21 protein-coding genes and 2 tRNA genes are annotated in these 25380 nt (G+C 70.4%); 17 read left to right on the top strand and 6 right to left on the bottom strand.

Annotated features, from left to right (window positions below):
• Positions 1 to 35 precede the first annotated feature (35 nt).
• From ABGB10_RS04550 to ABGB10_RS04510, 9 genes are all read left to right on the top strand, one after another.
• Positions 36 to 644, top strand: coding sequence for an EboA domain-containing protein (locus ABGB10_RS04550; RefSeq protein WP_347659573.1), 609 nt, complete (start codon positions 36 to 38; stop codon positions 642 to 644).
• Positions 645 to 1502: a TatD family hydrolase gene (locus tag ABGB10_RS04545; protein WP_347659572.1), complete on the top strand. Its 858-nt coding sequence runs from the start codon at positions 645 to 647 to the stop codon at positions 1500 to 1502.
• Entirely contained in the window at positions 1502 to 2701 is a 1200-nt protein-coding gene (gene eboE / locus ABGB10_RS04540) for a metabolite traffic protein EboE (RefSeq protein ID WP_347659571.1), read from the top strand. Before ABGB10_RS04545 ends, eboE begins: the two co-directional genes overlap by 1 nt.
• Positions 2698 to 4104 (top strand): nucleotide pyrophosphatase/phosphodiesterase family protein, encoded by a 1407-nt coding sequence (locus ABGB10_RS04535; protein ID WP_347659570.1) that lies wholly within the window; start codon positions 2698 to 2700, stop codon positions 4102 to 4104. Before eboE ends, ABGB10_RS04535 begins: the two co-directional genes overlap by 4 nt.
• On the top strand, positions 4101 to 5168 hold the full coding sequence (locus ABGB10_RS04530) for a polyprenyl synthetase family protein (RefSeq protein WP_347659569.1): 1068 nt from the start codon (positions 4101 to 4103) through the stop codon (positions 5166 to 5168). Before ABGB10_RS04535 ends, ABGB10_RS04530 begins: the two co-directional genes overlap by 4 nt.
• A gap of 217 nt (positions 5169 to 5385) precedes the next feature.
• On the top strand, positions 5386 to 8244 hold the full coding sequence (locus ABGB10_RS04525; RefSeq protein ID WP_347659568.1) for a PQQ-dependent sugar dehydrogenase: 2859 nt from the start codon (positions 5386 to 5388) through the stop codon (positions 8242 to 8244).
• A 75-nt stretch (positions 8245 to 8319) separates the two neighbouring features.
• On the top strand, positions 8320 to 10428 hold the full coding sequence (locus ABGB10_RS04520; RefSeq protein ID WP_347659567.1) for a ThuA domain-containing protein: 2109 nt from the start codon (positions 8320 to 8322) through the stop codon (positions 10426 to 10428).
• Between the two features lie 216 nt (positions 10429 to 10644).
• Positions 10645 to 11136 (top strand): ATP-binding protein, encoded by a 492-nt coding sequence (locus tag ABGB10_RS04515; RefSeq protein ID WP_347659566.1) that lies wholly within the window; start codon positions 10645 to 10647, stop codon positions 11134 to 11136.
• 211 nt (positions 11137 to 11347) lie between these two features.
• Positions 11348 to 12355: a sugar phosphate isomerase/epimerase family protein gene (locus ABGB10_RS04510; protein ID WP_347659565.1), complete on the top strand. Its 1008-nt coding sequence runs from the start codon at positions 11348 to 11350 to the stop codon at positions 12353 to 12355.
• Positions 12356 to 12419: 64 nt separating this feature from the next.
• On the opposite strand, the gene ABGB10_RS04505 is transcribed toward ABGB10_RS04510, so the two are convergent.
• A complete protein-coding gene (locus ABGB10_RS04505; protein ID WP_269682837.1) occupies positions 12420 to 12824 on the bottom strand; it encodes a hypothetical protein in 405 nt (134 codons plus the stop codon).
• A gap of 294 nt (positions 12825 to 13118) precedes the next feature.
• Between ABGB10_RS04505 and ABGB10_RS04500 the strand changes: the two genes are divergently transcribed.
• From ABGB10_RS04500 to ABGB10_RS04465, 8 genes are all read left to right on the top strand, one after another.
• A tRNA-Asn gene (locus ABGB10_RS04500) sits at positions 13119 to 13191 on the top strand.
• Positions 13192 to 13749: 558 nt separating this feature from the next.
• Positions 13750 to 15867: an MMPL family transporter gene (locus ABGB10_RS04495; protein WP_347659564.1), complete on the top strand. Its 2118-nt coding sequence runs from the start codon at positions 13750 to 13752 to the stop codon at positions 15865 to 15867.
• A complete protein-coding gene (locus ABGB10_RS04490; RefSeq protein WP_347659563.1) occupies positions 15857 to 17095 on the top strand; it encodes an NAD(P)/FAD-dependent oxidoreductase in 1239 nt (412 codons plus the stop codon). Before ABGB10_RS04495 ends, ABGB10_RS04490 begins: the two co-directional genes overlap by 11 nt.
• Before the next feature lie 55 nt (positions 17096 to 17150).
• Entirely contained in the window at positions 17151 to 18098 is a 948-nt protein-coding gene (locus ABGB10_RS04485) for a hypothetical protein (RefSeq protein ID WP_347659562.1), read from the top strand.
• The gene (locus tag ABGB10_RS04480) at positions 18095 to 19777 is read left to right on the top strand and encodes an insulinase family protein (RefSeq protein ID WP_347659561.1); all 1683 of its coding nucleotides are present in this window, start codon (positions 18095 to 18097) and stop codon (positions 19775 to 19777) included. The genes ABGB10_RS04485 and ABGB10_RS04480 overlap by 4 nt, the downstream gene beginning before the upstream one ends.
• 66 nt (positions 19778 to 19843) lie before the next feature.
• Positions 19844 to 19917, top strand: a tRNA-Ile gene (locus tag ABGB10_RS04475).
• 112 nt (positions 19918 to 20029) lie between these two features.
• Positions 20030 to 20284 carry a hypothetical protein gene (locus ABGB10_RS04470; RefSeq protein WP_347659560.1) on the top strand — a complete coding sequence of 85 codons (255 nt, stop codon included), beginning with the start codon at positions 20030 to 20032 and terminating at the stop codon, positions 20282 to 20284.
• Entirely contained in the window at positions 20266 to 20682 is a 417-nt protein-coding gene (locus ABGB10_RS04465) for a type II toxin-antitoxin system VapC family toxin (protein ID WP_347659559.1), read from the top strand. The genes ABGB10_RS04470 and ABGB10_RS04465 overlap by 19 nt, the downstream gene beginning before the upstream one ends.
• A gap of 349 nt (positions 20683 to 21031) precedes the next feature.
• On the opposite strand, the gene ABGB10_RS04460 is transcribed toward ABGB10_RS04465, so the two are convergent.
• From ABGB10_RS04460 to ABGB10_RS04440, 5 genes are all read right to left on the bottom strand, one after another.
• Positions 21032 to 21487, bottom strand: a complete 456-nt coding sequence (locus tag ABGB10_RS04460) for a hypothetical protein (RefSeq protein ID WP_347659558.1) — start codon at positions 21485 to 21487, stop codon at positions 21032 to 21034.
• Positions 21488 to 21508: 21 nt separating this feature from the next.
• Positions 21509 to 22036, bottom strand: coding sequence for a DUF4231 domain-containing protein (locus tag ABGB10_RS04455; RefSeq protein WP_347659557.1), 528 nt, complete (start codon positions 22034 to 22036; stop codon positions 21509 to 21511).
• Between the two features lie 446 nt (positions 22037 to 22482).
• Positions 22483 to 24444: an EAL domain-containing protein gene (locus ABGB10_RS04450; protein WP_347659556.1), complete on the bottom strand. Its 1962-nt coding sequence runs from the start codon at positions 24442 to 24444 to the stop codon at positions 22483 to 22485.
• Positions 24368 to 24991, bottom strand: a complete 624-nt coding sequence (locus tag ABGB10_RS04445) for an RNA polymerase sigma factor (RefSeq protein ID WP_347659555.1) — start codon at positions 24989 to 24991, stop codon at positions 24368 to 24370. Before ABGB10_RS04445 ends, ABGB10_RS04450 begins: the two co-directional genes overlap by 77 nt.
• Positions 24988 to 25281, bottom strand: a complete 294-nt coding sequence (locus tag ABGB10_RS04440; RefSeq protein ID WP_347659554.1) for a hypothetical protein — start codon at positions 25279 to 25281, stop codon at positions 24988 to 24990. Before ABGB10_RS04440 ends, ABGB10_RS04445 begins: the two co-directional genes overlap by 4 nt.
• Between the last annotated feature and the right edge of the window lie 99 nt (positions 25282 to 25380).

The raw sequence follows: 25380 nt of genomic DNA, 5'->3' as shown, positions 1-25380 counted from the left end.
TGGGGCGCCTGGAGCAGCAAGAGGGAGGAGACGGGATGACACCGGATTCACTACGGGCCGCGCTGGGAGGCGTACCCGATCCCGACTGGCTGGACACGGCGCTGCGCCGGGTCACCACCGAGCCCACCGCGATCACCCGGCTCTTTCCCGCCGTAGGCCGACGCTGCGGGCGGGCCGCGCTGCCCGACGCCCCCGGATGGACCGCCGACGACGCGGCCCGGGTGCTGCTGCTCACCAGCCTGCCCGGCGAGCACGCGGCGTACGCCGAGCGCCTCTACCAGCACGGTGACGCGGCCGAACGGCGAGCCGTGCTGCGGGCGCTGCCACTGCTGCCGATCGGCGCCGCCGGTGTGCCGCTGCTGCACGACGCGATCCGCACCAACGACACCCGCCTGGTCGCCGCCGCGCTCGGCCCGTACGCCCGGCACCTCGACCCGGCCGCCTGGCGGCAGGCGGTGCTCAAGTGTGTGTTCAGCGGTGTTCCTCTCGCCGCGGTCGCCGACCTGGACTCCCGGGCCGACGGGGAGTTGGCCGCCATGCTGGCCGCGCTCGCCGCCGAACGGCACGCCGCCGGCCGGGAGTTGCCCGCCGACGCCACCGACCTGCTCGACCGGCTCACCGCCGCACTGCCCCGGGAGGCGTGAATGCGCATCTTCGATCCACACATCCACATGACCTCGCGCACCACCGACGACTACGAACGGATGGCCGCCGCCGGGGTACGCGCGGTGGTGGAGCCGGCGTTCTGGTTGGGTCAGCCGCGCACCAGCGCCGCCTCGTTCACCGACTACTTCGACTCGCTGATCGGTTGGGAGCCGTTCCGGGCCGGGCAGTTCGGGGTGCGCCACTTCGCCACCATCGCGCTGAACCCCAAGGAGGCCAACGACCCGCGTTGCCGCCCGGTCCTCGACCTGCTGCCCCGCTACCTGGACAAGGACGCGGTGGTGGCGGTCGGCGAGATCGGGTACGACTCGATGACGCCGGAGGAGGACGAGGCGTTCGCGGCGCAGCTCGCCCTCGCCGTGGCGTACGACCTGCCGGCGCTGGTGCACACCCCGCACCGGGACAAGGCGCGCGGCTGCGAACGCACCCTCGCCGTGGTCGCCGAATCCGGCATCGACGCGGGGCGTGTGGTGGTCGACCACCTCAACGAGGTGACCGTCAAGCTGGTCCGCGACAGCGGCTGCTGGCTGGGCTTCTCCATCTACCCGGACACCAAGATGACCCCGCAGCGGATGGTCGAGCTGCTGCGCGAGTACGGCCCGGAACGGATGCTGGTCAACTCGGCCGCCGACTGGGGGCGTTCCGACCCGCTGCTGACCCGGGCCACCGGCGAGGCGATGCTGTCGGCCGGCTTCAGCGACGACGACGTCGACAAGGTGCTGTGGCGAAACCCGGTCGAGTTCTACGGGCAGTCGGGGCGGCTCGACCTCAGCGACCTGGACGTCGCCGCCGCCGTGGACCCGCAGACCGGCAACTCGATCCTGCGCGGCGGCAGCTGATGCGGCTGCGACATGCCGGCGGCGAGACCGTCCACCTCGGCTACTGCACGAACGTGCACCCCGCCGAGGACCTCGCCGGCATCCTCGGTCAACTGGACACCTACGCCGTGCCGGTCCGCGAGGCGCTCGGCAGCGATCTGCTCGGGCTCGGCCTGTGGCTGGCCGCCCCGGTCGCCGCCGAGCTGGCCGCCGACGCGGCGTTACGCCGCCGGCTGCGCACCGAGCTGGACGCGCGCGGCCTGGAGGTGGTCACCCTCAACGGCTTCCCGTACGCGGCCTTCCAGGCCCCCGTGGTCAAGCAGGACGTGTACCACCCGGACTGGACCACCGAGCAGCGCCTGACGTACACCCTGGACCTGGCCCGGGTGCTCGCCGACCTGCTGCCCGACGACGCCGCCCGAGGGTCGATCTCCACCCTTCCGCTGGCCTGGCGGCAGCCCTGGGACACCGGACGGGCCGACGCGGCTCGGCACCGGCTGGACCAGCTCGCCGCCGGCCTGGCGGCGGTGCAGCGCGACACCGGCCGCGAGGTGCGGGTCGCCTTCGAGCCGGAGCCGGGCTGCGTGGTGGAGAGCACCGGCCAGGCCGCCGCGCTGCTGTCCGGGATGGACACCGATCGGATGGGCGTCTGCCTCGACCTGGCCCACCTGGCGTGCGCGTGGGAGGAGCCGGCCGAGGCCCTCGGACGACTGCGGGCGGCCGGGCTGCCGGTGGTGAAGGTGCAGGTCTCCGCCGCCGTCGAGGCGGCCGACCCGGAGGGCGGGGCCGACGCGCTGCGCCGCTGGGTGGAGCCACGCTTCCTGCACCAGACCCGAGGCGCCGGCTGCGCCGGCCTGCCCGACCCGGCCGACCCGCCGTACGCGGCGGACGACCTGGACGAGGCGCTGGACCGGGCGCTGCCCGGACCGTGGAGGGTGCACTACCACGTGCCTCTGCACGCCCCACCCGAGGAACCGCTCGGCTCGACCCTGCCCGTTCTGCGCGCGGCCCTGAGAGCGCTCTTCGACGGCCCGGTCGCCGGCTGCGACCACCTCGACGTCGAGACGTACACCTGGGGGGTCCTGCCGGCCGCACGGCGACCCCGCACCGACGCGGAGCTGGCCGCCGGCATCGCCGCCGAGCTGGCCTTCGCCCGGGACGAACTGGTCGGCCTCGGGCTGACCACGGAGCGATCCGTGACGATGGGAGGGACGCGATGAGCCGCCGACTGGTGGTGCTCGACGTCGTGGGGCTGACCCCCCGACTGCTGGCGCACATGCCCCGACTGCGTGGGGTCGCCGACGGCGGCTTCCGGGCCGAGCTGGGCACCGTGCTGCCCGCGGTGACCTGCTCGGTGCAGTCCACCTTCCTCACCGGCGAACCGCCCAGCGGGCACGGGATCGTCGGCAACGGGTGGTATTTCCGGGAGCTGGGTGAGGTGCTGCTGTGGCGGCAGCACAACGCGCTGGTCGGCGGGGAGAAGCTCTGGCAGGCGGCCCGCAAGGCCGAGCCCGGCTACACCGTCGCCAACGTCTGCTGGTGGTACGCGATGGGCGCCGACGTCGACTGGACGGTCACCCCACGTCCCGTGTACTACGCCGACGGCCGCAAGGAACCCGACTGCTACACCGACCCGCCGGAGCTGCACGACGCGCTCACCGGCCGACTGGGCACGTTCCCGCTGTTCACCTACTGGGGGCCGACGGCGGGTCTGCCGTCGTCGCGGTGGATCTGCCAGGCGGCCGAGCAGATCCTGGCCGACGTGTCACCCGACCTGACCCTGGTCTACGTGCCGCACCTGGACTACGACCTGCAACGGTTCGGCCCGTCGTCGGCCCAGGCCGCCGCCGCGGCAGCCGAGCTGGACACGGTGCTCGGGCCACTGTTGGACGCCGCCCGGGCCCGGGACGCGACAGTGGTGGTGCTGTCGGAGTACGGCATCACCGACGTGTCCCGGCCGGTGGACGTCAACCGGCTGCTGCGCTCCGAGGGGCTGCTGCGGGTGCACACCCAGGCCGGCATGGAGTACCTCGACCCGTGGACGTCGAAGGCGTTCGCGGTCGCCGACCACCAGATCGCGCACGTCTACGTCAAGGACCCGGCCGACGTGCCGGCGGTGGCGAAACTGTGCGCCAATCTGCCCGGCGTGGCCGAGGTGCTCGACGCCGACGGCAAGGCCGCGCACGGGTTGGACCATCCGCGAGCGGGTGAGCTGGTGCTGGTGGCCGAGCCGGACTCCTGGTTCACGTACTACTACTGGCTGGACGACGACCGGGCGCCGGACTTCGCCCGGCTCGTGGAGATCCATCGGAAGCCGGGTTACGACCCGGCGGAGCTGTTCTTCGACCCGGCGAACCCCGGTGCCGCGAAGGCACGCGCCGGGGTGGCGCTGGCTCGCAAGAAACTCGGCATGCGCTACCTGATGAGCGCGGTCGGCCTGGACGCCGGCGCGCGGGCGGTGCGCGGCTCGCACGGCCGGCTGCCGGACGACCCGGCGGACGCCCCGGTGCTGCTCTGCTCCGACCCGACGGCGGCTCGGGACCGGATCGCGGCCACCGAGGTCAAGGCCCTGCTGCTGGAGTTGGCCGGGTTGGGTGCCGACGGGTCGGGGGAGGGGACATGACGGTCACCGTCGCGCCCACCGACACGAGCGGGCTGCGGGCCCGGTTCGACGCGGAGCTGGCCGGGTTCCTCGAACGGCAGGGCCCGGACTGGCCCGACGGCGCGCCGCGCGGCGTGTTCACCGCGCTGCAACGCTTCGTGCTGGCCGGTGGGAAACGGCTCCGCCCGCTCTTCTGCTACTGGGGCTGGCGCGGTGCCGGCGCGGCCGACGGCACCCCGATCGTGGTGGCCGCCGCGGCCCTGGAGTTGTTCCACGCGTTCGCGCTGATCCACGACGACATCCTGGACGGCAGCGACCGCCGCCGGGGTGAGCCGTCGGTGCACCGGCTCTTCGCCGACCTGCACGCCCGCTCGTCGTGGCGTGGTGACCCGGAGGCGTACGGTCGCAACACCGCGCTGCTCTGCGGGGATCTCTGTGCGGCCTGGTCGGATCAGATGTTCCACGAGTGTGGGCTGAGCACCGAGCAGGTGCACCGGGGTTACGGCGTGTTCGCGCTGATGCGTACCGAGGTGATCGCGGGGGAGTACCTGGACCTCGTCTCGGGCGTGGGCGACGGTTCGGTGGCGAGCGCGCTCACCGTGATCCGGATGAAGGCCGCCCGGTACACGGTCACCCGGCCGTTGCAGATCGGTGCGGCCCTGGCCGGCGCGGGACCGGAGTTGATCGCCGCGCTGGAGGAGTTCGGTGACCCGCTGGGCGACGCGTTCCAGTTGCGCGACGACGTGTTGGGCGTCTTCGGGGACCCGGCGGTCACCGGCAAGTCGATCCTGGACGACCTGCGTGAGGGCAAGCCCACGGTGATGATGGCGCTGGCCCGCAGCGCCGCGGACCGGTCGCAGACGGCTCGGCTGCGGGAGCTGTTCGGCAATCCGGCGTTGGACGCCGACGGCGCTGCGGAGCTTCGCGGGATCATCGAGACGACAGGTGCCCGGGAGCGGATCGAGCAGATGATCCGGGTCCGGACCGAGGCCGCGCTCGTCGCCCTGCAGGCCGCGAAGGTGGCCGACGAGCCTCGCTCGGCGCTTGTCGAACTGGCCGGACAGGTCATCGACCGCCGCGCCTGAGCGGCAACTTTCGATCAGATCGACAAAAGTTGATGCTGAGCCGCCGGAAGGTATGGACACATCGACACCTTCAACTTAGTGTCGTGACCAACACGACAATGTTTCATCGAGGTGAACCGGCGGCGCGGTAACCCATCGACCCCCATCACCGCTACGGCATCCGGCGCGACGGCGCGCGCCCGGCCTGGCAGTCAATCGTCAGGAAGGGGCAGCACCCATGTCCATGAAGGACGCTCCAAGACACCGGTCCCGACGATGGTTCTCGGCCGGATCGGCAGCGCTGCTGGTGGCCGCGGCCGGAGCGGTCACACTCGGCGCCGGCCCGACCCCCGCGCAGGCGCACACGATCGTCGCCACCGACTTCCAGCAGGTCGAACTCGCCCGTGGGGTGAGCGACATGGGCGAACCGATGTCGCTGGCCGTGCTGCCGGACCGTTCCGTCCTGCACACCGCCCGCAACGGCACCCTGCGCCGCACCGACGCCAACGGCACCACCTCCGTGATCGGCACCCTGTCGGTCTACACGCACGACGAGGAGGGGTTGCAGGGCGTCGGCGTCGACCCCGGCTTCGCCAGCAACCGGCAGATCTACCTCTACTACGCCCCGCCGCTCTCCACCCCCAGCGGCGACGCTCCGGCGACCGGCACCGACTTCTCCGCCTGGAACGGGGTGAACCGCCTCTCCCGGTTCACCCTCAACTCCGACTTCACGCTCAACCAGGCCAGCAAGGTCGACGTGCTCGACGTCCCGGCCAGCCGCGGTGTGTGCTGCCACGTCGGTGGGGACATCGACTTCGACACGGCCGGCAACCTCTACCTGTCGACCGGTGACGACACCAACCCGTTCGAGTCGGCCGGCTACTCGCCGCTGGACGAGCGGACCAACCGCAACCCGGCGTACGACGCGCAGCGCAGCGCCGGCAACACCAACGACCTGCGGGGCAAGATCCTGCGGATCAAGGTGAACGCGAACGGGACGTACTCCATCCCGTCGGGCAACCTGTTCGCGCCCGGCACGGCCAGCACCCGGCCGGAGATCTACGCGATGGGCTTCCGCAACCCGTTCCGGATCAGCGTGGACAAGGCCACCGGTGTCGTCTACGTCGGTGACTACGGGCCGGACGCCGGCTCCACCAGCTCCACCCGCGGCCCGTCCGGCCAGGTGGAGTTCAACCGGGTCGCCGCGCCGGGCAACTACGGCTGGCCGTACTGCACCGGCACCAACACCACCAGCGAGACGTACAACGAGTGGGACTTCGCCACCAACGCCAGCGGGGCGAAGTACAACTGCACCGGCGGGCCGACCAACAACTCGTTCCGCAACACCGGCCGGACCACCCTGCCGCCCGCCCAGCCGGCCTGGATCCGGTACGCCGGCGACGCCGGCACCCCGAGCGAGTTCGGCGGCGGCTCCGAGTCGCCGATGGGCGGCCCGGTCTACCGGTACAACGCCTCGTCGACCTCCACCACGAAGTTCCCGCAGTCCTTCGACGGGCAGTTCTTCGCCACCGAGTTCGGCCGGGGTTGGATCAAGCCGATCCACGTCAACTCCGACGGCTCCCGGGGCGCCATCGACACCTTCCCCTGGGTCGGCAAGCAGGTGATGGACTCGGCGTTCGGCCCGGACGGCGCGTACTACGTGCTCGACTACGGCACCGGCTACTTCAACGGTGACGCCAACTCGGCGCTCTACCGCTTCGACTACGTCGGCGGCGGCAACCGGGCACCCACCGCGAAAGCCAGCGCCAACCGCACCTCCGGTGCGGCCCCGCTCGCGGTGACCTTCTCCTCGGCCGGCTCGTCCGACCCCGAGGGCGGTGCGCTGACCTACTCGTGGGCCTTCGGTGACGGGACCACCTCGACCGCCGCCAACCCGACGAAGACCTACAGCGCCAACGGCACCTACACCGCCACGCTGACGGTGCGGGACCCGCAGGGCGCCACCGGCAGCAGCAGTGTGCAGATCAGCGTCGGCAACACCGCGCCCACGGTGACCATCAACAACCCGGGCAACGGTCAGCTGTTCGGCTTCGGCGACACGGTGCCGTACAGCATCACGGTCACCGACCCGGAGGACGGCACCATCGACTGCACGAAGGTCAAGATGACCTACGTGCTCGGGCACGACCAGCACGGGCACCAGATCACCTCGCAGAACGGGTGCTCGGGCTCGATCACCATCCCGGTCGACGGTGAGCACGACGACGCGGCGAACATCTTCGCGATCTTCGACGCCGAGTACACCGACGCCGGTGGGCTGACCACGCACACCCAGCACACGCTGCCGCCGCGGCACCGGCAGGCCGAGTTCTACGGCACCTCGTCCGGGATCAACGTGTTCAGCAAGACCCCGGCCGAGGGTGGCAAGACCGTCGGCGACATCAACAACGGTGACTGGATCGCGTTCCAGCCGTACCGGCTGGGCAACGTGACCTCGTTCAACGCCCGGGTCTCCTCGGCGGGTGCCGGTGGCACCCTCCAGGTCCGGGCCGGCTCGGCCACCGGCACGGTGCTCGGCTCCGCCACGGTCCCGGTGACCGGCGGCTGGGAAACCTTCACCACGGTGACCGGGACGATCACCAACCCGCCGACCGGCACGACCACGCTGTACCTGACCTTCGCCGGGTCGGGCACCGGGGCGCTCTTCGACCTGGACGCCTTCACCTTCGTCACGGGCACTCCGCCGGCCGGCGGGGCCGGGGCGATCAAGGGCCTGGGCGGCAAGTGTCTGGACGTGCGCAGTGGCGCCACCGCCGACGGCACGCAGATCCAGATCTACACCTGCAACGCCAGCGCGGCGCAGACCTGGGCGGTCACCCCGAACTCGACGATCAAGTCGTTGGGTAAGTGCCTGGACGTCTCGGCTGCCGGCACCGCGGACGGCACCAAGATCCAGCTCTGGACCTGCAACGGGACCGCCGCGCAGAACTGGTCCGCCCAGGCTGACGGCACGCTGCGAAGCCCGGCGTCCGGCAAGTGCCTCGACGTCTCCGGCAACAACTCCGCCGACAGCACGGTGGTCCACCTGTGGACCTGCGTCAGCGGTGCCGCCAACCAAAAGTGGACCCTGCCCTGAGCTGAAAGGAAGGGCCCCTTGTTAACGCCTAGTGTTGTACAAGGGGCCCTTCCTAACCGCGATTAGGAGAGCGATATGCGCAGACGCCTGCGACCCGTCCTCGGTGCGGCCATGGCCGCACTCGCCGTCATCGCCTGTACCACCCCGGCCACCCCGGCCAGCGCCGCCGACGCCCCCTACGACGTCCTGGTGTTCTCCAAGACCGCCGGCTTCCGGCACGACGCGATCCCGGTCGGCATCCAGACCATCCGTGACCTGGGCGCGGCGAACAACTTCACAGTCACCGCCACCGAGGACGCCGCCGCGTTCACCACCAGCAACCTCAACCAGTACGAGGCGGTCGTCTTCCTCAACACCACCGGCGACGTGCTCAACGCCAGCCAGCAGACCGCCTTCGAGTCGTACATCGGCTCCGGCCGCGGGTACGTGGGTGTGCACGCCGCCGCCGACACCGAGTACGACTGGCCGTTCTACGGCAACCTCGTGGGCGCGTGGTTCGCCTCGCACCCGGCGATCCAGCAGGCCAACATGAAGGTGGAGGACCGGGGCCACGCGGCGACGGCGCACCTGCCGCAGACCTGGACCCGCACCGACGAGTGGTACAACTACCGGACCAACGCCCGGTCGACCGCGCACGTGCTCGCCACGCTCGACGAGTCGTCGTACTCCGGCGGCGGGATGGGCGCCGACCACCCGCTGAGCTGGTGCAAGAGCTACAACGGCGGCCGGTCCTTCTACACCGGTGCCGGGCACACCCAGGCGTCGTACGCGGAGTCGGGGTTCCGGAACCACCTGCTCGGCGGCATCCGGTACGCCTCCGGTCGGAGCAAGGCCGACTGCCGGCCCGAGACCGGCTACACGCCGATCTTCAACGGCTCGACGACCGGCTGGTCGCAGGCCGGTCCGGGCAGCTTCACCAACTCCGACGCCACCCTGACCTCGGTCGGCGGCATGGGGCTGTTCTGGTACAACGCCAAGCAGTTCACCAACTACTCGCTGAAGCTGGACTGGAAGTTGGCCGGGGACGACAACTCCGGCATCTTCATCGGGTTCCCGCCGTCCAGTGATCCGTGGTCGGCGGTGGACAACGGCTACGAGATCCAGATCGACGCGACCGACGCGACCGACCGCACCACCGGAGCGGTCTACACGTTCAAGTCGGCCGACATCGCCGCCCGCGACGCGGCGCTGAACGCGCCGGGGGAGTGGAACACCTACGAGCTGTTGGTCGAGGGTGAGCGGCTACAGATCTTCCTGAACGGGGTGAAGATCAACGACTTCACCAACACCAACCCGGTCCGCTCGCTGGCCGGCCACATCGGCATCCAGAACCACGGCACCGGTGACGACGCCTCGTTCCGCAACATCCGGATCAAGGAGTTGGGCACCACGCCGCCACCGACCGGGACGATCCAGGCCGAGGCGTTCAGCTCGGCCAACGGGGTCTCCGCGTTCACCAAGGCGGGCGCCAACGGTGGGCAGACCATCGGTTACATCGACCCGGGCGACTGGGCGGCGTACAACGGTGTCAACCTGACCGGGGTCACCTCGTTCACCTCCCGGGTCGTCTCCGGTGGCGCGGGTGGCACCATCCAGGTGCGCACCGGCTCGGCCACCGGCCCGGTGCTCGGCACTGTCGCGGTGCCGAACACCGGCAGCTGGACGACCTTCGCGAACGTCACCACGGCCCTGTCCAACGTCCCGTCCGGCACCCAGAACCTCTACCTCACCTTCACCGGTAGCGGCACGGGCCTCTTCGACGTCGACGACTTCACCCTGGTCAAGGGCAGTGGCGGCAGCACCGGGGTCGGCCCGGTCAAGGGACTGGCCGGCAAGTGCCTGGACGTGCGCAGCGGCGGCACCGCCGACGGCACCCAGATCCAGATCTACACGTGCAACAGCAGCGCGGCGCAGACCTGGACCGTGACGCCGAACTCGACGATCAAGGCGCTCGGCAAGTGCCTGGACGTCAACGGGAGCGGCACCGCCGACGGCACCAAGATCCAGCTCTGGACCTGCAACGGCAGCGGGGCGCAGAACTGGGCGGCGGCGTCCGACGGCACCCTGCGCAACCCGTCGTCCGGCAAGTGCCTGGACGTCTCCGGCAACAACTCGGCGGACAGCACCGTCGTGCACCTCTGGACCTGCCTGAACGCGGCCAACCAGAAGTGGACCCTGCCCTGACCGACTGAGCCGGGAGGAGCCGCCGTCACCGGCCAGTGAGCCCACGGCCGACCTGGCGGCGGCCTCTCCCGAGGCAGTGCCCCGGTGAGCGTTGTACCTGTGAGTCATGGACATGACGCACAGGTACAACGCTCACACCAGTTACGCCCCGCCCGGCGTGCACCGCCAAAGGCCGGGCTCACAGGCCACTGCCGTACCTTGACCAGCATGGGGCGTATGGCGCAGTGGCGCCGGATGGTGCAGGCGCACGGGCACCGGCTGCTGCACGGGGCCGGGGCCGAGGAGCCCGATCGGTCGACCGGGCCGACACCCAGCCTGAATCGTCTCGACGCGCTGGTGGAGGGCTTCGCCGCGGGCCAGCCGGTGCGCTGGAGCCTGGCCGGGTACCCTCGGCCGCTGCCCGGGCCGGTCGACGTCGTGGCGTACCGGATCATCGAGGAGGCGCTGACCAACGCCTGCCGGCACGCGCCGGGCGCGCCGGTCGCGGTCCGCCTGCGCTACGACACCACGGGCATCACCATCGAGGTACGCGACGAGGGCGCCGGTCCAGCGCCGTCGGGCGGCAGCGCTAACCACACCGGGCAGGGTCTGCTCGGGGTACGCAGACGCGCCGAACGGCTCGGCGGCACGTTCTCCGCCGGCCCGCGTGCCGGTGGCGGCTTCACCGTGCGGGTCGCGCTGCCCGCGCCGGAGGAGGTGGCCGAGTGATGATCGGCCTGCGGGGCTTTCGCGATGGGGTGCCACGGAAATAGGGTGGGGTCGGCGACCGTGCTGGTGGCCGGTGACCCGGTGGGAGGCGCAACCCGCCGGGCCCAGGTGTGTTCCGCACCCACCGGTGACCGCCCGGCGTCGCGTACGTCCGGTCACCCTCGCCCCGGTCCGCACCTGGAATCCCCCATGACAACAGGGGAGAAGAACAATGGCGCGACCCATCACGCTCTTCACCGGCCAGTGGGCCGACCTTCCGTTCGAGGAGGTTTGCCGGCTCGCCTCCGAGTGGGGCTACGACGGTCTGGAGATCGCCTGCTGGGGCGACCACTTCGAGGTCGACAAGGCACTCGCCGACGACTCCTACGTCGAGCGCAAGCGGGAGACCCTCGCGAAGCACAACCTTCAGGTCTTCACGATCTCCAACCACCTGGTCGGTCAGGCGGTCTGTGACCACCCGATCGACGAGCGGCACCAGGACATCCTGCCCGGCCGCATCTGGGGCGACGGGGAGCCCGAGGGGGTCCGTCAGCGGGCCGCCGAGGAGATCAAGGACACCGCGCGGGCGGCCGCGAAGCTCGGGGTGAAGACGGTCGTCGGCTTCACCGGTTCGTCGATCTGGCACACCCTGGCGATGTTCCCGCCGGTGCCGCCGTCGATGATCGAGCGCGGCTACCAGGACTTCGCCGACCGGTGGAACCCGATCCTCGACGTGTTCGACGAGGTCGGGGTGCGGTTCGCGCACGAGGTGCACCCCAGCGAGATCGCGTACGACTACTGGACGACCAAGCGGACGCTGGAGGCGATCGGCAACCGGCCCGCGTTCGGGCTGAACTGGGACCCGTCGCACTTCGTGTGGCAGGAGCTGGACCCGGTGAACTTCATCTTCGACTTCGCCGACCGGATCTACCACGTGGACTGCAAGGACGCGAAGGTGCGCACCGGGGACGGCCGGCGTGGCCGGCTCGCCTCGCACCTGCCCTGGGCCGACCTGCGCCGCGGGTGGGACTTCGTCTCCACCGGGCACGGCGACGTGCCCTGGGAGGACTGCTTCCGCGCGTTGAACGCGATCGGCTACGACGGCCCGATCTCGGTCGAGTGGGAGGACGCCGGGATGGACCGGCTCGTCGGTGCCCCGGAGGCGCTGCAGTTCGTCCGCCGGCTCGCCTTCGACGCTCCGAGTGCCGCCTTCGACGCGGCGTTCAGCAGCAAGGACTGACCGCACCTCGGACAGACCACGGGCCGGTCGCCCTGCGGCGACCGGCCCGTCGAGGTGCGATGGGTCAGAGCGTGCTGGCGTTCGTGCCCGAGCCGGACGGCTTGGTGCGGGGGTTCGTGGACGACGGCGACCCGGAGGTCGTGCCGACCGTGCTGGTGCCCGCCTTGGCGCCCACCGTGGCGGGCGTGCCGGCGAACGCGTCGTCGGCGGCGGTCAGCTCCTGCTTGCCGGTGCTGCCGTTGCCGTTACCCAGCTTCTCGCCCAGCTTGGTCTGGCCGAGCTTGTCCTTGCCCTCGCTGTAGAGCTTGTTCGCCTGGGCCTGCGCGACCCCGGCCGCCTCCTGGACGGTCGGGTGGTCGAGCACCTTACGGCCCCGGACCACCAGCTCTTCGTACTTCTCCCGGCCGGCACGGGCGCCCAGGACGAATCCCGCAGCCAGCCCGCCAAGAAACATGATCTTTCCGCGCATGGCGGCTCCTTCCGTACCTGACGCGCCGTCGCCCCGGCGAGTTGCCCCGTCGGAAGGCGACCTGTTCGCGCCTGCGTCCTCTGTCCGCAGCTAACTACCCATCCTGCTCCCCGCTCAAGCATGTCTGGGCCGGGATGGCGATTTACCCCGTTTGTCGATGCGTCGTCGATCCTGACCTGCGCATCTTGATCAACGGGCGCTGGGGTGGAACCCACTGGACCGCCACCGGGGAAAGTCCTGTACTCTTGTCCCGTCGCACGGCGTCGGCGAGATCCGATCCCGGGCGGTGCACGATCCCCTGTAGCTCAATTGGCAGAGCAGCCGGCTGTTAACCGGCAGGTTATTGGTTCGAGTCCAATCGGGGGAGCTTCTCCACCCAACGCCCGTCGGCCTGATGCCGGCGGGCGTTCTCGTGCGCCCACGTCCCGCAGCGCGGCCACGCTCTCCCACCGACCCGCCGACCCGCCCGCCCGTGTTCGCGGGGGCCGGCGTTCGTGGCAGCAACTTCGGGGATGTTGCGGCCTCAGCGCGCGGTAAGCCAGCACTTTCCCCGATGTTGTGCGGATCTCGGGCCGGGTTTTCCGGTGCGGAGCGCCGCAGCGGGGGTCCTGGCCCAAGATCGTGCTCGTTCGTTGTTGTAGTGGTGTCGGTGCGTTGGTGAGGCCACTACTTCGTGGTTTGAGCACGATCTTGGGCGCGGCGCGGCGCGGCGCGGCGCGGCGCGGGGCGGCGCGGGGCGGCGCGGCGCGGGGCGGGGCGGGGAGGCGCGGGGCGAGGCGGGGCGGGGCGAGGCGCGCGGGGCGCGGGGCGCGAGGCGGAATGAGAGGTTTGGGCCGCCTGGGGCTCCCGTGCCCGGCAGGATGGTCGATGTCGACCCAGGCTTCCGCCGCGTCGATCGACGCGCCGATCCTTGGGGTGAGTACGCATGTCCGGACGAGGCGGCAGGGCCACACTGGTCGCGGTGGTGGTCGTGCTGGCCTGGCTGGTGATCGGCGGTGTCGCCGGCCCGTACGCCGGACGCCTCAGCGAGGTCGCCACCAACGACAACGCCGCCTTCCTGCCCACCGACGCCGAGGCGACCCGGGCCCAGGACCTCGCCGGTCAGTTCGTCGACCGGGAGACCATCCCGGCTCTGGTCGTCTACGAGCGGCCCTCCGGGATCACCGACGCGGACCGGCAGCGGGTGAGCGCGGACGCCGCCCGGTTCGCCCAGGTGCCCGGCGTGGTCACGCCGCTGCCACCGCCCATCCCCAGCGAGGACGGCCAGGCCCTCCAGGTCGTCGTACCCGTGGACGACGCCGCGGGTGAGGAGATCGGCACGGTCGTCGAACAGCTTCGCGACATCACCGGCGGGGACCGGGACGGCCTCACCGTGGACGTCTCCGGCCCGGCCGGCCTGCTCGCCGACCTGATCGAGGTGTTCTCCGCCATCGACGGGCCACTGCTGCTGGTCACCCTGGTCGTAGTGCTGATCATCCTGTTGGTCGTCTACCGCAGCCCGGTGCTCTGGATCTTCCCGCTGCTGGCCGCCGGGATGTCGTACGCCCTCGCCTCGGTCTTCGTCTACCTGCTCGCCGACGCCGACGTGCTCAAGCTCAACGGGCAGGCCCAGGGCATCCTCACCGTGCTGGTCTTCGGTGCCGGCACCGACTACGCGTTGCTGCTGATCGCCCGTTACCGCGAGGAGCTGCACCGCCACGACCGGCCCTGGGCCGCCATGCGTGCCGCCTGGAAGGGGGCCGCGCCGGCCATCATCGCCTCCGGCGGCACGGTCATCGTCAGCCTGCTCTGCCTGCTGCTGTCCAGCCTCAACTCCAACCGGGCGCTCGGCCCGGTCGCCGCCATCGGCATCGCCGCCACCCTGTTGGTGATGCTCACGTTCCTGCCCGCGCTGCTGGTGCTCGGCGGTCGGTGGGTGTTCTGGCCCCGACGGCCCCGCGAGGACCAGGCCGACCCGCGCATGGAACATGGCATCTGGAGTCGCATCGCCGGCTTCGTGGCCCGGCACGCCCGACCGATCTGGCTGAGCACCGCCGTCGTGCTGGCCCTCCTCACGCTCGGGCTCACCCAACTCGGCGCGACCACCCTCGGCCAGTCCGACCTGTTCACCCAACGCGTCGACTCGGTCGACGGCCAGGAGGTGATCTCCCGGCACTACCCGGCCGGCACGGGCAGCCCGGCCACCATCTTCACCACCGAACAGGCCGCCCGGCAGGTCGCCCAGGTGGCGCAGGGCGTACGTGGTGTCGCCGACGTCCGCCCACTTCCCGCCGGCCCGCAGACCGGCCCACCGGACCCGAACGCCGCACCGAAGGTCGTCGACGGGCGGGTGCAACTGGAGGCCACCCTCACCGACCCACCCGACAGTGACGGTGCCGAGCGGACCATCCGCGAGCTGCGCGTCGCCGTACACCAGGTGCCCGGCGCGGACGCCGTGGTCGGTGGCTTCACCGCGATCAACGTGGACACCTCGGACGCCGCGAAGCGCGACCAGAACGTCATCATCCCGGTGGTGCTGGTGGTCATCGCGGTGATCCTGGCCCTGCTGCTGCGGGCGCTGCTCGCCCCGGTGCTGCTGATCGCCACCGTCCTGCTCAGCTTCGCGGCGACCCTCGGCCTGTGCGCGCTGCTGTTCCGCCACGTCTTCGACTTCCCCGGCGTGGACTCGTCGTTTCCGCTGTTCGCGTTCGTGTTCCTGGTCGCCCTCGGCATCGACTACAACATCTTCCTGATGAGCCGGGTCCGCGAGGAGTCGGTCAGGCGGGGTACCCGCGCGGGTGTGCTCGCCGGCCTCGCCGTCACCGGCGGGGTGATCACCTCTGCCGGCATCGTGCTCGCCGCGACGTTCTCCGCCCTCGCCGTCCTGCCACTTGTGGTGCTGGTCGAGTTGGGTACGGCCGTCGCGATCGGGGTACTGATCGACACGATCATCGTCCGGTCGTTGCTGGTGCCCGCACTGGCGTACGACATCGGGCCGAAGGTCTGGTGGCCGGGCCGGTTGTCCCGGGCGAACGGTGAGCGGGAGGCGCGCGATGCTGGCTGAGACCGACGTGGTCGTCGTCGGCGGCGGCCTGGCCGGCCTCGCCGCCGCCCGCCGGCTGCACCGCGCCGGTGTGCCCTGGCGGCTGCTGGAGGCCGGCGGTCGGCTCGGCGGCCGGGTCGCCACCGACGTGGTCGACGGCTACCTCGTCGACCGGGGCTTCCAGGTGCTCAACACCGCCTACCCACGGCTCGGCACGCTGCTCGACACCGACCGCCTCAACCTCGGGTACTTCACCTCGGGCGTGCTGGTGCGCAAGGGCGACGACCTGTTGCGGCTGGTCAACCCGCTGCGCGAACCGACCGGCGGCCCGGGCACCGCGCTCGCCGGCGTCGGCTCCCTGCGCGACCGGCTGCGCTTCGCCGCGCTCGCCGCCGGCTGCGCCACCCTGCCAACGTCCCGGCTGCTCGCCGCACCGGAGACCAGTGCCGAGACGGCGCTACGCCGCGCGGGACTCTCCGACGCGATCATCGAGGAGCTGCTGCGACCCTTCCTGTCCGGCGTGTTCATCGACCGGGAGCTGGCCACCTCCAGCCACGTACTCGCGATGGTGTTGCGCTCCTTCGCCCGGGGCCGCATCGGCCTGCCCGCCGAGGGGATGGCCGCGCTGCCCCGGGCCATCGCCGGCCCGCTCCCCGCCGACCTGCTCGACCTGGACACCCCGGTCGCGGAGATCGCTCCCGGCCGGGTTCGCACCCAGGCCGGCGACATCCGCTGCCGGGCCGTCGTGGTCGCCGTCGACCCGCCCGCCGCGCCCGCGCTGGTGCCGGCCCTGACGACGGTACGAATGCACAGCTACACCACCTACTACCACAGCGCTCCCGAGCCGCCGCTCACCGAACCGATCCTGCTCGTCGACGGCGACCGGCGCGAGATCGTGGCGAACACGGTGGTGCTCAGCAACGCCGCACCGACCTACGCCCCGACCGGACGGCACCTGATCGCCACCTCCGTGGTCGGTCCGGCCGCCCCACCCGAGCCGACCATCCGGACCGAGTTGACCCGGCTGTACGGTCAGTCCACCGCCGACTGGACCCACCTCACCACAGTGGCCGTCCCGCAGGCGCTACCCGCCGCGCCGCCACCACAGGGCCGGCTGCGCAAACCCGTGTCGCTGGGGGAGGGGCTGTTCGTGGCCGGTGACCACCGGGACAGCCCGTCCATCCAGGGTGCCCTCGCCAGCGGCTGGCGTGCCGCGGGAGCGGTGCTGGAAGAGCTGCGCGCCGGCTGAACCCGGCTCTCGACGGGGGCCACGCAGCCCTTGTTGATCACCTATGATCCCCGCCATGCCCGCCCCTCTGCCAGCCCCCACCTTCGATGCTGGTGCTGCGTACCCCGAGGTCAACGACCTGCGTAAGGCCCTCGACGCCGCCGACTGGCCCGCCGTCCGCGCGCTGTTCGCCGACCGCGACCCCGCCCACCGGACGCTGCTGGTCGCTGCCGCCGGCGACCAGGAGGGGACCGAGCCGTTCCTGCGGCGGGTGTACGACGACGACCCCGCCGACGCCCTCGCCGGGACGCTGCTCGGCAACTGCCTCATCCGCACCGGCTGGCGGATCCGCAGCGCCGCCCGAGCCCAGCACGTCAGCCGGAACCAGTTCGAGCAGTTCCACGACCACCTGCGACGAGCTGAGCAGGTGTTGATCGACGTCACCGCCCGGCACGAGGACGACGCGGCAGCCTGGACGCAGCGGATCACCCTCGCCCGGGGCCTGCAACTCGGCCAGAACGAGGCACGTCGCCGCTACGACCGGCTCGCCCGACACCATCCCCACCATCTGCCCGCGCAGGCCAGCCTGCTCCAGCAGCTCTGCCCGAAGTGGAGCGGCGACTGGGACCGGACCTTCGGCTTCGCCCGCGAGTGCGCCGAGGCCGCACCCGACGGAGCACCCAACGCCGCGCTCGTCGCCGAGGCGCACCTGGAACGCTGGCTGGACTTCGACACCGAGCGGGAGCGCACGGAGTACCTGCGCAGCACGCCCGTCGTGGACGAGATCGCGCAGTGCGGACAACGGTCGGTGCTGCACCCCGACCACGTCGACCGAGCGGACTGGGTCTGGGTCCGTTCGACGTTCGCGCTGATGTTCAGCCTGACCGGGCAGTGGTCTGCCGCCGCCAGCCAGTTCACCGTCCTCGGCAACCTGGGCAGCGAATACCCGTGGGCCTATGTGGACGGGGCTGAGGGCTTCACCAAGTTCCGCGCCGAGGCGTACGCGAAGGGTGGTCGTTCATGATCCAGCACCTGGACGTGGACGGGGTGCCCACGCTGCTCGCCCCCACCGGCGGGCCGATGCACGCCGGGCTGACCTTCCGGGTCGGCACCGCCGACGAGACGCTCGCCCGCTCCGGCATCACCCACCTCATCGAGCACCTCGCGCTCGCACCACTCGGCCTGGCCGACTACCACGTGAACGGCGCGACCGCCCCCGCGTTCACCACGTTCCACACCCAGGGCTCCGAGGCGGACATCGCGGCGTTCCTCACCGCCGTCTGCGGGCACCTCTCCGACCTGCCGGTCGGGCGGCTCGACGTCGAGAAGGAGATCCTGCGCACCGAGTGGAGCAGCCGGGGCTCCGCCGCCGTCGACGACATCCCGCTGTGGCGCTACGGCGCCCGCGACTTCGGCCTGAGCAGCTACCCGGAATGGGGCCTGGGCGCGCTCAGCGCCGACGACCTGCGGCAGTGGACGGCCCGCTGGTTCACCCGGGAGAACGCCGTGCTCTGGATCGCCGGGGACCGGGTGCCCGCGGGGCTACGGCTCGCCCTGCCCAGCGGGGTCCGGCAGCCGGTACCGGCGGCGTCGTCAGCGCTGCCACGCACCCCCGCGTACTTCGTCAGCGGCGCCCGCGCCGTGGTGCTCGACTCGGTGGTACGACGCAGCAGCGCCGCCAGCACCTTCGCCGGAGTGCTGGAGCGCGAGCTGTACCGGTCGTTGCGCCAGGACGCCGGCCTGTCCTACACCACCACCACCGGGTACGAGCCGCGCGGCGACGGGTACGCCACACTGCGGGCACTCGCCGACGCGCTGGCGGAGAAGCAGGACGCCGTGCTCGGCGGCTTCATCGACGTACTCGCGAAGATGCGGGTCGGCCGGATCGAACAGGCGGACCTCGACGCCACCATCGCCAAGCGGGAGGACTTCCTCGCCACCACCGAGGTGGACGCCGCGCGGCTACCCGGGTACGCCCTGAACCTGCTGACCGGGCAGCCGAACCTCACCCTCGACGAGTACCGGGCCGAGCTGAAGGCCGTCAGCATCACCGACCTGCACGACGTGGCCGGCGAGGTGATGGCCTCGGCGCTGCTGATGGTGCCCGGCGGCCACACCGCCGACTGGGCCGGCTTCACCGCCGCGCCCACCCACTCCGCCGACACCGTCGACGGCCCCACCTACCGGGCCCGGGAGGGCGCCGGTGGAGTCCGCCTCGGCGTCGACGGTGTCACCTACCTGCAGACGGACGGGCACCTGACCGTCCGCTACGCCGACTGCGCCGCCATGCTCGCGTGGCCCGACGGCGCGCGGCAACTCATCGGCGCGGACGCCATCGTGCTGCACATCGAGCCGACCATGCTCGGGTTGCCCCCGGGGACGATCCAGGCCATCGACGCCGGGGTGCCGGCCGACCGGCACGTCACCATGCCGGCCCGCACCCCCGACAAGATCCCGCAGCCCAGGCCCATCGAGCGCCAGCCCGAACCCGCCGGACGTTCCTGGTGGGAGGTCCCGGTGATGGTGCTCAGCGGGCTGGGCACCCTGCTCATGGGCGGCTTCTGCCTGCTGCTCACCATCGGCATGTTCGTCGCGGAGGAGAGCCCGGAGGACGCGTTGCTCTGGGGCGCCCTCGTGATCGGCTGGCTGCTCACTGTTATCCTCGCGTTGCCCATCGTGCTGCTGATGCGACGACGGCGATGATGAGGCGGGGCCGGATCACTGCTGGCCCGTGATCCACCGGGCGGGATAAGATCCGGCGCGGTGTGAGGGGCGGTAGCTCAGCCGGTTAGAGCAGGGGACTCATAATCCCTCGGTCGCGGGTTCGAGTCCCGCCCGCCCCACGCACTTCTCCGAACTGCGGCTCTTGGTCGTGCTGCGATCGTCGTACGAACCCGTTGGTTGAGGGTTCGAGTCTTCCGGGGCAGTCGTCGATGCTGCATGCATAATGAATGCATGGTTGCTCTTCAGATTCGGGATGTGCCAGAGGAAGTACGAGACGCCCTGGCGGCCCAGGCCAAGGCGCGCGGGCAGTCACTCCAGGCGTACCTGCTGGAGTTGGTGGAGACGCAGGCTCGACGGCTGCGCAACACGGCGGCCCTTGATCGCTTCGCCGGACGTTCGGACGGTGCTCGCTCCCTCCTGGGGGAGAGTGCCGCCGAGTTGAGCGACCAGCGAGAGCGGCGTGGACCGTGGGGAAGCGCCGCGTGATCGTCGTGGATGCGTCGGTTTTGGCCGATGCCCTGGTCGATGACGGGCCGGTTGGCGACGCGGCACGGGCGGAACTGGCCGGAGATCCGCACTGGGCCGCACCGAGCCATCTTCTGGTCGAGGTCATGTCGGTGATCAGAGGCAAGGTCCTCGGTGGGAAGCTCGGTCTTGCTCGGGCTCAGGAGGCGATCGACACCCTGCCTTCGTTGGTCATCGACGAGGTTGGCGTCGCGTTGCTACTTGACCGGATGTGGCAGTTGCGGGGCAATGTCACGGCCTACGACGCGGCGTACGTCGTGGCGGCAGAGGTGATGGCCTGTCCACTCGTGACCGGTGATGGCCGGCTTGCCAAGGCCAGCGGCGTCCGCTGCGAGATCCGACTGCTCGGGGTGTCCTGAGAGTGGCCGCCCGAGGATCATCGGCCTGACGCCCATACCTGGGCTGATGGCCGTTGATGTGGTCTCGCCTTTGACCTGCGGTTCTCGTTTCGCATGCTGGGTGCATGATTGGGACGACATCTCATCGAGCGACGCAGCCACACGACTCGACGGCTTGAGCTGCGCCTGCCCGACGAGGAGATCCGGCTTCTAGGACCGGATATCTGCTGAAGGGACACGCCCTCTGGCAAGCCGAGCGCCAGGCTGAGTCCGATGGGCCGTCCACGGGTCAGTAGCCCGTCCGGGCGGTGCCGCCCCGGTGAGCCATATACCTCTGCGGTATGAATATGACTCTCCGGTATACGCCGTATCAGCGAGACCCCAACCCGGGCACCTCCGGGTGGTCCTGGTCAGGGAGAGCCACGTACTCGCCAAACGGCTCGATGGAGCCGTCCCAGCCGTTCCAACCCTGTTGAGTGATCTGCCCAGCAGCGTAGGTGTAGGACCAGCGAGCGCCGTCTTCGCCTTCGATGTCGACGACCCCGGAGCGAACGAACGGGGCGATCGCGACGTAGAACGCCGTGGCCCGGTCCGACCACTTGGGGTCTCCCTCGTCGTCGTGACCGAACTCGATCCAGTCCCCGTCGCGGGTGATCGATGCTCTGGCGACTTCCGCGATGTCGGTCAGCGTTTCACTCGACGAGGACGCGTCGGGCCGGTGCCAAGCATTGCGCTCGGTCAGGACGGCTTTGACAGCGGCGGCCGCAGCGACGTCGGCCGACTCCGGTAGGTGCAGACGGCCGGAAGGCGACACCGAATATCCCACGGCGAGACATCCTACGGCGGTCTATGCCCGCCGCTCGATCGCCGGTTGCCCGTCTTCCCCAGCGAAGCCGACCTGGGTCATGACGCTCAAAGTTGCGGCGTTCTCGTTGGCGATGGTCGCCTCCACCCGCTCGACCAGGGTGGCGAACGCTGTGGCGTCGTCCAGGTTGGTGTACACCCCGGTCCGGGTGAGGAAGTAGATCCTCTCGTGCCCCAAGGTCTGCTCTGTCGACCGGTAGTTCTTCCACTGCTCCCGATAGCGGAACACGCTCTCCAACGACACCGCCCCAGCGACGACCAGACTCACAACGGTGGTCACGGCCTGGGCGTAGGGGAAGTCGAGGTTGACGAGAACCGGGACCAGCGAGCCGCCGACGACGGCAGCAGTGCGGGTCCGGAGATGGGTCGTCTTCGCCTTCACCGCCTTCTTGTCGTACCAGGACTGGTACTGGGCGAGTCGGTCGGTGAGGTATCCACTCGCCGAGAGCCCGGGGTTTGATTCCTGCGCAAGGGTTTCTCTCGGCGTAGGCGCTTGGGCTCGGTCCGGCACGGTGACTAGTAGAGACCGGTGCGTCGATGACCGTCAAGGCGACCACGCGAGTGCGGCGGGGCACCGCCGACACGACGCGGCGAAGTCGCACGCCTGCCCTCTTGTGACGGCGTGGGGGCGGGACCTCAACGCCAAGACTGGTCGTCAGGTCTGACGGCGGTAGAGGCCGCGCGAAACCTCTTGCCGGGTCTACCCGATGGCGGCGGTTAGACGGGCCACGTCGCGTTACTCGACCAGGCGCGGGCGCTGCGCGAGGACGGCTGGTGGCAGCGCCTCGGCGGCAAGTACGCCCACCTACATCGGTACGAGACCGAGGCGGTGGAACTCAAGAACTTCGAGCCGATGCTCGTGCCCGGTCTGTTGCAGACCAAGAGCTACGCCCGTGCGAACACCTACCGCCCCTGAGGTAGACCGGCCCGAAGCCAGATTCGATCTGGCTTCGCTCGTCAGCCCAGGGCGGTGTGTTGCGGCGGGAGCCGCAGCTCGAATTCGATCGTCCGCACCGCCTTCTCGGGGCTGATGTCGAGCGGTTCGGGTCTTCCGGTCTTGTAGCCCTGCGCGAAGTCGACTCCACAGCTCTTCAGGAATTCCAGCGTCTCCTCGTCCTGGACGTATTCGGCGGCAACACGGATGCCGAGCGTGTGGCAGAGTTCCACCAGCTTCGAGACGACGGCCTGGTCGGCCGGCGACCGGCAGAGGTCGACGATGAACACCCCGTCGATCTTCACCAGGTCCACCGGCAGGTATTTCAGGTGAGCGAGGGCGCCGTATCCCGTACCGAAGTCGTCCAGGGCGAGGTGGCAGCCGATCTCTCTGATCCCCGTGGCGAAGGCGAGAGCTTCGTTCCGGTTCTCGATGAGGGCGGTTTCGGTGATCTCGAAGGTCAGGCATTCCGGCTTGACCCCGTGTCGGCGGATCGCATCGGTCACGTAGGTGAGCAGGCCCGGGTCGGCGAGGGACTTGCCGGAGATGTTGACCTGGTAGTGGGAGGTCTGGGCCCCGCGGCCGATCAGTTCGAGGGCGTGGTCGATGACCCACTTGTCCACGGTGAGGATCTCGCCGACGCGCTCGGCCATGTCGAGGAAGGCCCACGGTGCCACGGACTCGTCGGCATCGCTGCGAACTCGCAAGAGGATCTCGTGACGGGTGACCTCGTTGAGTCGGAGGTCGACGATGGGCTGGGCGTAGAGGGCGAACCTGTTGGTGGACACCGCCTGCCGTACCTGTGACCGGCATTTGTCTATCCGGTCCTTGGCCGTCGCGGGTTCGGCGAGGACGCGGGTCGGGACGCACCGGCGGCGCGCGTCGCGGGCCGCGTGTTCGCCGTCGATGAGCAGCTCGAACCCGGTTGCCGATACCCCGCTCTCGAAGATCACCAGGCCTGCCCACGTGTAGAGGCGCAAGGTCTTGTGCTCAACGCTGAACAGGTGGCGGCGAAACGTGTCGACGATCCGAGCCGCCAGGGTCGCGGGAGCCTCGGTGTGCCCTTCGGTCGGAGCGAGGAGTACGCCCCACAGGCCGGGTCCGACCAGACCGCAGGTCACCTCGTCGCCGACGATCGTCCGCAGGTGCCGTGCGACCTCGGCCGTCAGTTGGTCGTGGTTCTCGTCGGTGAGCGCGTCGGCTAGGCGGGTGGTGGGTTCGGTTGCCACGACGATGAGAGCTCCGCCGGTGGTACGGCGGGCTCGGTCGACCTCGTCGGTCAGGTAGCTGCGGGTCGGCAGTCCACTGACGATGTCCAGCGTGGCCAGGTCGGCACACAGCATTTCGGTGCGGGTGGCGAGCCGGCGACGTTCCTGCCGGGCGAGTTCGAGCGCGGTGGCGTCCGCGCCGGTGGCGATGATCCCCGACGGTGCGCCGTCGGTGGTGAGGATCTCGATGTGGCAGTGCACGTGGCGAACGGTGCCACCCGGCTGGATCACCCTGAAGGTGACCTCGCCGGGGCGACGGCGTTCCCATGCCGTCCGGACAACGTCGCGAACTCTCTCCACGTCCGCCTGGTGGACGAGGTGAGCAAGCCTGTCGGGCGTCAGGCGCAGCGTTCCCGGAGCATGCCCGAATATCATCGCCATCTCGTCCGACCAGGAGAGACGCCCGGAGCTGCCGGTCGTCCAGGTGATAGTGCCGAGCTTCGCGAGCTGCGCGGCACGCGCGACTCTGGTCGCCTCGTCGACAGGCGAGGTCAGCGGATCGACGAGGTCGGCGTCGACGATGATGTCGTATCCGTCGGCGACGGCCAGGTCGTACTGGCCCTGCGCGGCCCGCGCCACGCGGCGCGCTCGGGCGAGTTCCAGCGGACTGGGTTGGCTCGTCTCGGCCAACTCCAGGATGTCATCGAGATCCACGGCTGCCTCCCTGGCGCCGGCGGCCCTCCGAGTCCGTATAGCCGGCTTCCTCGGCCAGCTCACGTAGGCGTTTCCTGGCAGCGAGCTTGTAGGAGCGGACGCTGTTTTCGGCCAGGCCGAGGATGCGCGCGATCTCCTGGTTGGAGAACCCCTCGCGAGACATCTGGAACACTTCGGCCTGCCGCGACGGAAGGTGGTGCAACCAGGTTCTCAGCGTCTCCTGGGCTTCCCATACGTCGGCGATGTCCGTATGCGGTGCCGGCGGCAGGTCCTCCGGCGCTACCGCGGCTTCGCGCTGGCGTCGGTGCAGCTCCTTGCGGATCTTGTTTCGGGCCGTGATGATCACCCAGCCGATCGGCTCGGTGTAGGTCCGGATCTTGAACCACTGGACGCGCCCGTGCAGGTAGGCCTCGTTGAGAGCGTCCTGAACCACCTCACGGTCCCAGCACGCCGCCCGGAGAATCCGCTCCACCGTGTGGTAACTGCCCTCGGCGAAAGTGGCGAACTCCTGGTCGTGCTCGGCTTTGACACGCGCGGCCTCCGCTCTGCGCGCCGCTCCACCGTCGACCGGCTCCGGTGTCAGGGCGGCGGTGCCCTCCACCCCCGTCACGCGGCCTCCCTGATGTCGTCACGTCGCGCCGAGTCGCGGCTGCCCAGCTCCACCTCGCGATGCCCGTCCCGATCGCGCTCCACGATCCGCACGACGTCGTGGTCGGCCTCCGCCAGCCTGATCAGCCAGGTGGCCCGGGCGGCGGTTCGTGTCGACGCCTCACGCTCCTCGTGCAGGCGTGTTCGGTGCGCAACGTATGCGCGTACCAACCCTGCCGTCGTTCCGGCGATGGCCAGAGCCAAGGCCAACGCTCCGTGATCGGAGATGGTCGTGGCCAACGTTTCGTTCATCATTTCCCCTCGTCGCCCCGGTTAGCTAATTACTATCCGTGGCGAGGGGTGAATGTAGATGCCTCACCGTCCACAATATCGCGATTGATCAACGATCAT

It is taken from the genome of Micromonospora sp. B9E7 (assembly GCF_039871815.1).
Taxonomy (GTDB): Bacteria; Actinomycetota; Actinomycetes; order Mycobacteriales; family Micromonosporaceae; genus Micromonospora.
Note: the sequence above shows the minus strand (reverse complement) of the source record. Positions and strands in the feature narration are given on the sequence as shown.

What these genes read in the sequence shown, in the direction of transcription:
- ABGB10_RS04550 (WP_347659573.1), top strand. Translation starts at nt 36, where the DNA reads ATGACACCGGATTCACTACGGGCCGCGCTGGGAGGCGTACCCGATCCC.
- ABGB10_RS04545 (WP_347659572.1), top strand. Translation starts at nt 645, where the DNA reads ATGCGCATCTTCGATCCACACATCCACATGACCTCGCGCACCACCGAC.
- eboE (WP_347659571.1), top strand. Translation starts at nt 1,502, where the DNA reads ATGCGGCTGCGACATGCCGGCGGCGAGACCGTCCACCTCGGCTACTGC.
- ABGB10_RS04535 (WP_347659570.1), top strand. Translation starts at nt 2,698, where the DNA reads ATGAGCCGCCGACTGGTGGTGCTCGACGTCGTGGGGCTGACCCCCCGA.
- ABGB10_RS04530 (WP_347659569.1), top strand. Translation starts at nt 4,101, where the DNA reads ATGACGGTCACCGTCGCGCCCACCGACACGAGCGGGCTGCGGGCCCGG.
- ABGB10_RS04525 (WP_347659568.1), top strand. Translation starts at nt 5,386, where the DNA reads ATGTCCATGAAGGACGCTCCAAGACACCGGTCCCGACGATGGTTCTCG.
- ABGB10_RS04520 (WP_347659567.1), top strand. Translation starts at nt 8,320, where the DNA reads ATGCGCAGACGCCTGCGACCCGTCCTCGGTGCGGCCATGGCCGCACTC.
- ABGB10_RS04515 (WP_347659566.1), top strand. Translation starts at nt 10,645, where the DNA reads ATGGCGCAGTGGCGCCGGATGGTGCAGGCGCACGGGCACCGGCTGCTG.
- ABGB10_RS04510 (WP_347659565.1), top strand. Translation starts at nt 11,348, where the DNA reads ATGGCGCGACCCATCACGCTCTTCACCGGCCAGTGGGCCGACCTTCCG.
- ABGB10_RS04505 (WP_269682837.1), bottom strand. Translation starts at nt 12,824, where the DNA reads ATGCGCGGAAAGATCATGTTTCTTGGCGGGCTGGCTGCGGGATTCGTC.
- ABGB10_RS04495 (WP_347659564.1), top strand. Translation starts at nt 13,750, where the DNA reads ATGTCCGGACGAGGCGGCAGGGCCACACTGGTCGCGGTGGTGGTCGTG.
- ABGB10_RS04490 (WP_347659563.1), top strand. Translation starts at nt 15,857, where the DNA reads ATGCTGGCTGAGACCGACGTGGTCGTCGTCGGCGGCGGCCTGGCCGGC.
- ABGB10_RS04485 (WP_347659562.1), top strand. Translation starts at nt 17,151, where the DNA reads ATGCCCGCCCCTCTGCCAGCCCCCACCTTCGATGCTGGTGCTGCGTAC.
- ABGB10_RS04480 (WP_347659561.1), top strand. Translation starts at nt 18,095, where the DNA reads ATGATCCAGCACCTGGACGTGGACGGGGTGCCCACGCTGCTCGCCCCC.
- ABGB10_RS04470 (WP_347659560.1), top strand. Translation starts at nt 20,030, where the DNA reads ATGGTTGCTCTTCAGATTCGGGATGTGCCAGAGGAAGTACGAGACGCC.
- ABGB10_RS04440 (WP_347659554.1), bottom strand. Translation starts at nt 25,281, where the DNA reads ATGAACGAAACGTTGGCCACGACCATCTCCGATCACGGAGCGTTGGCC.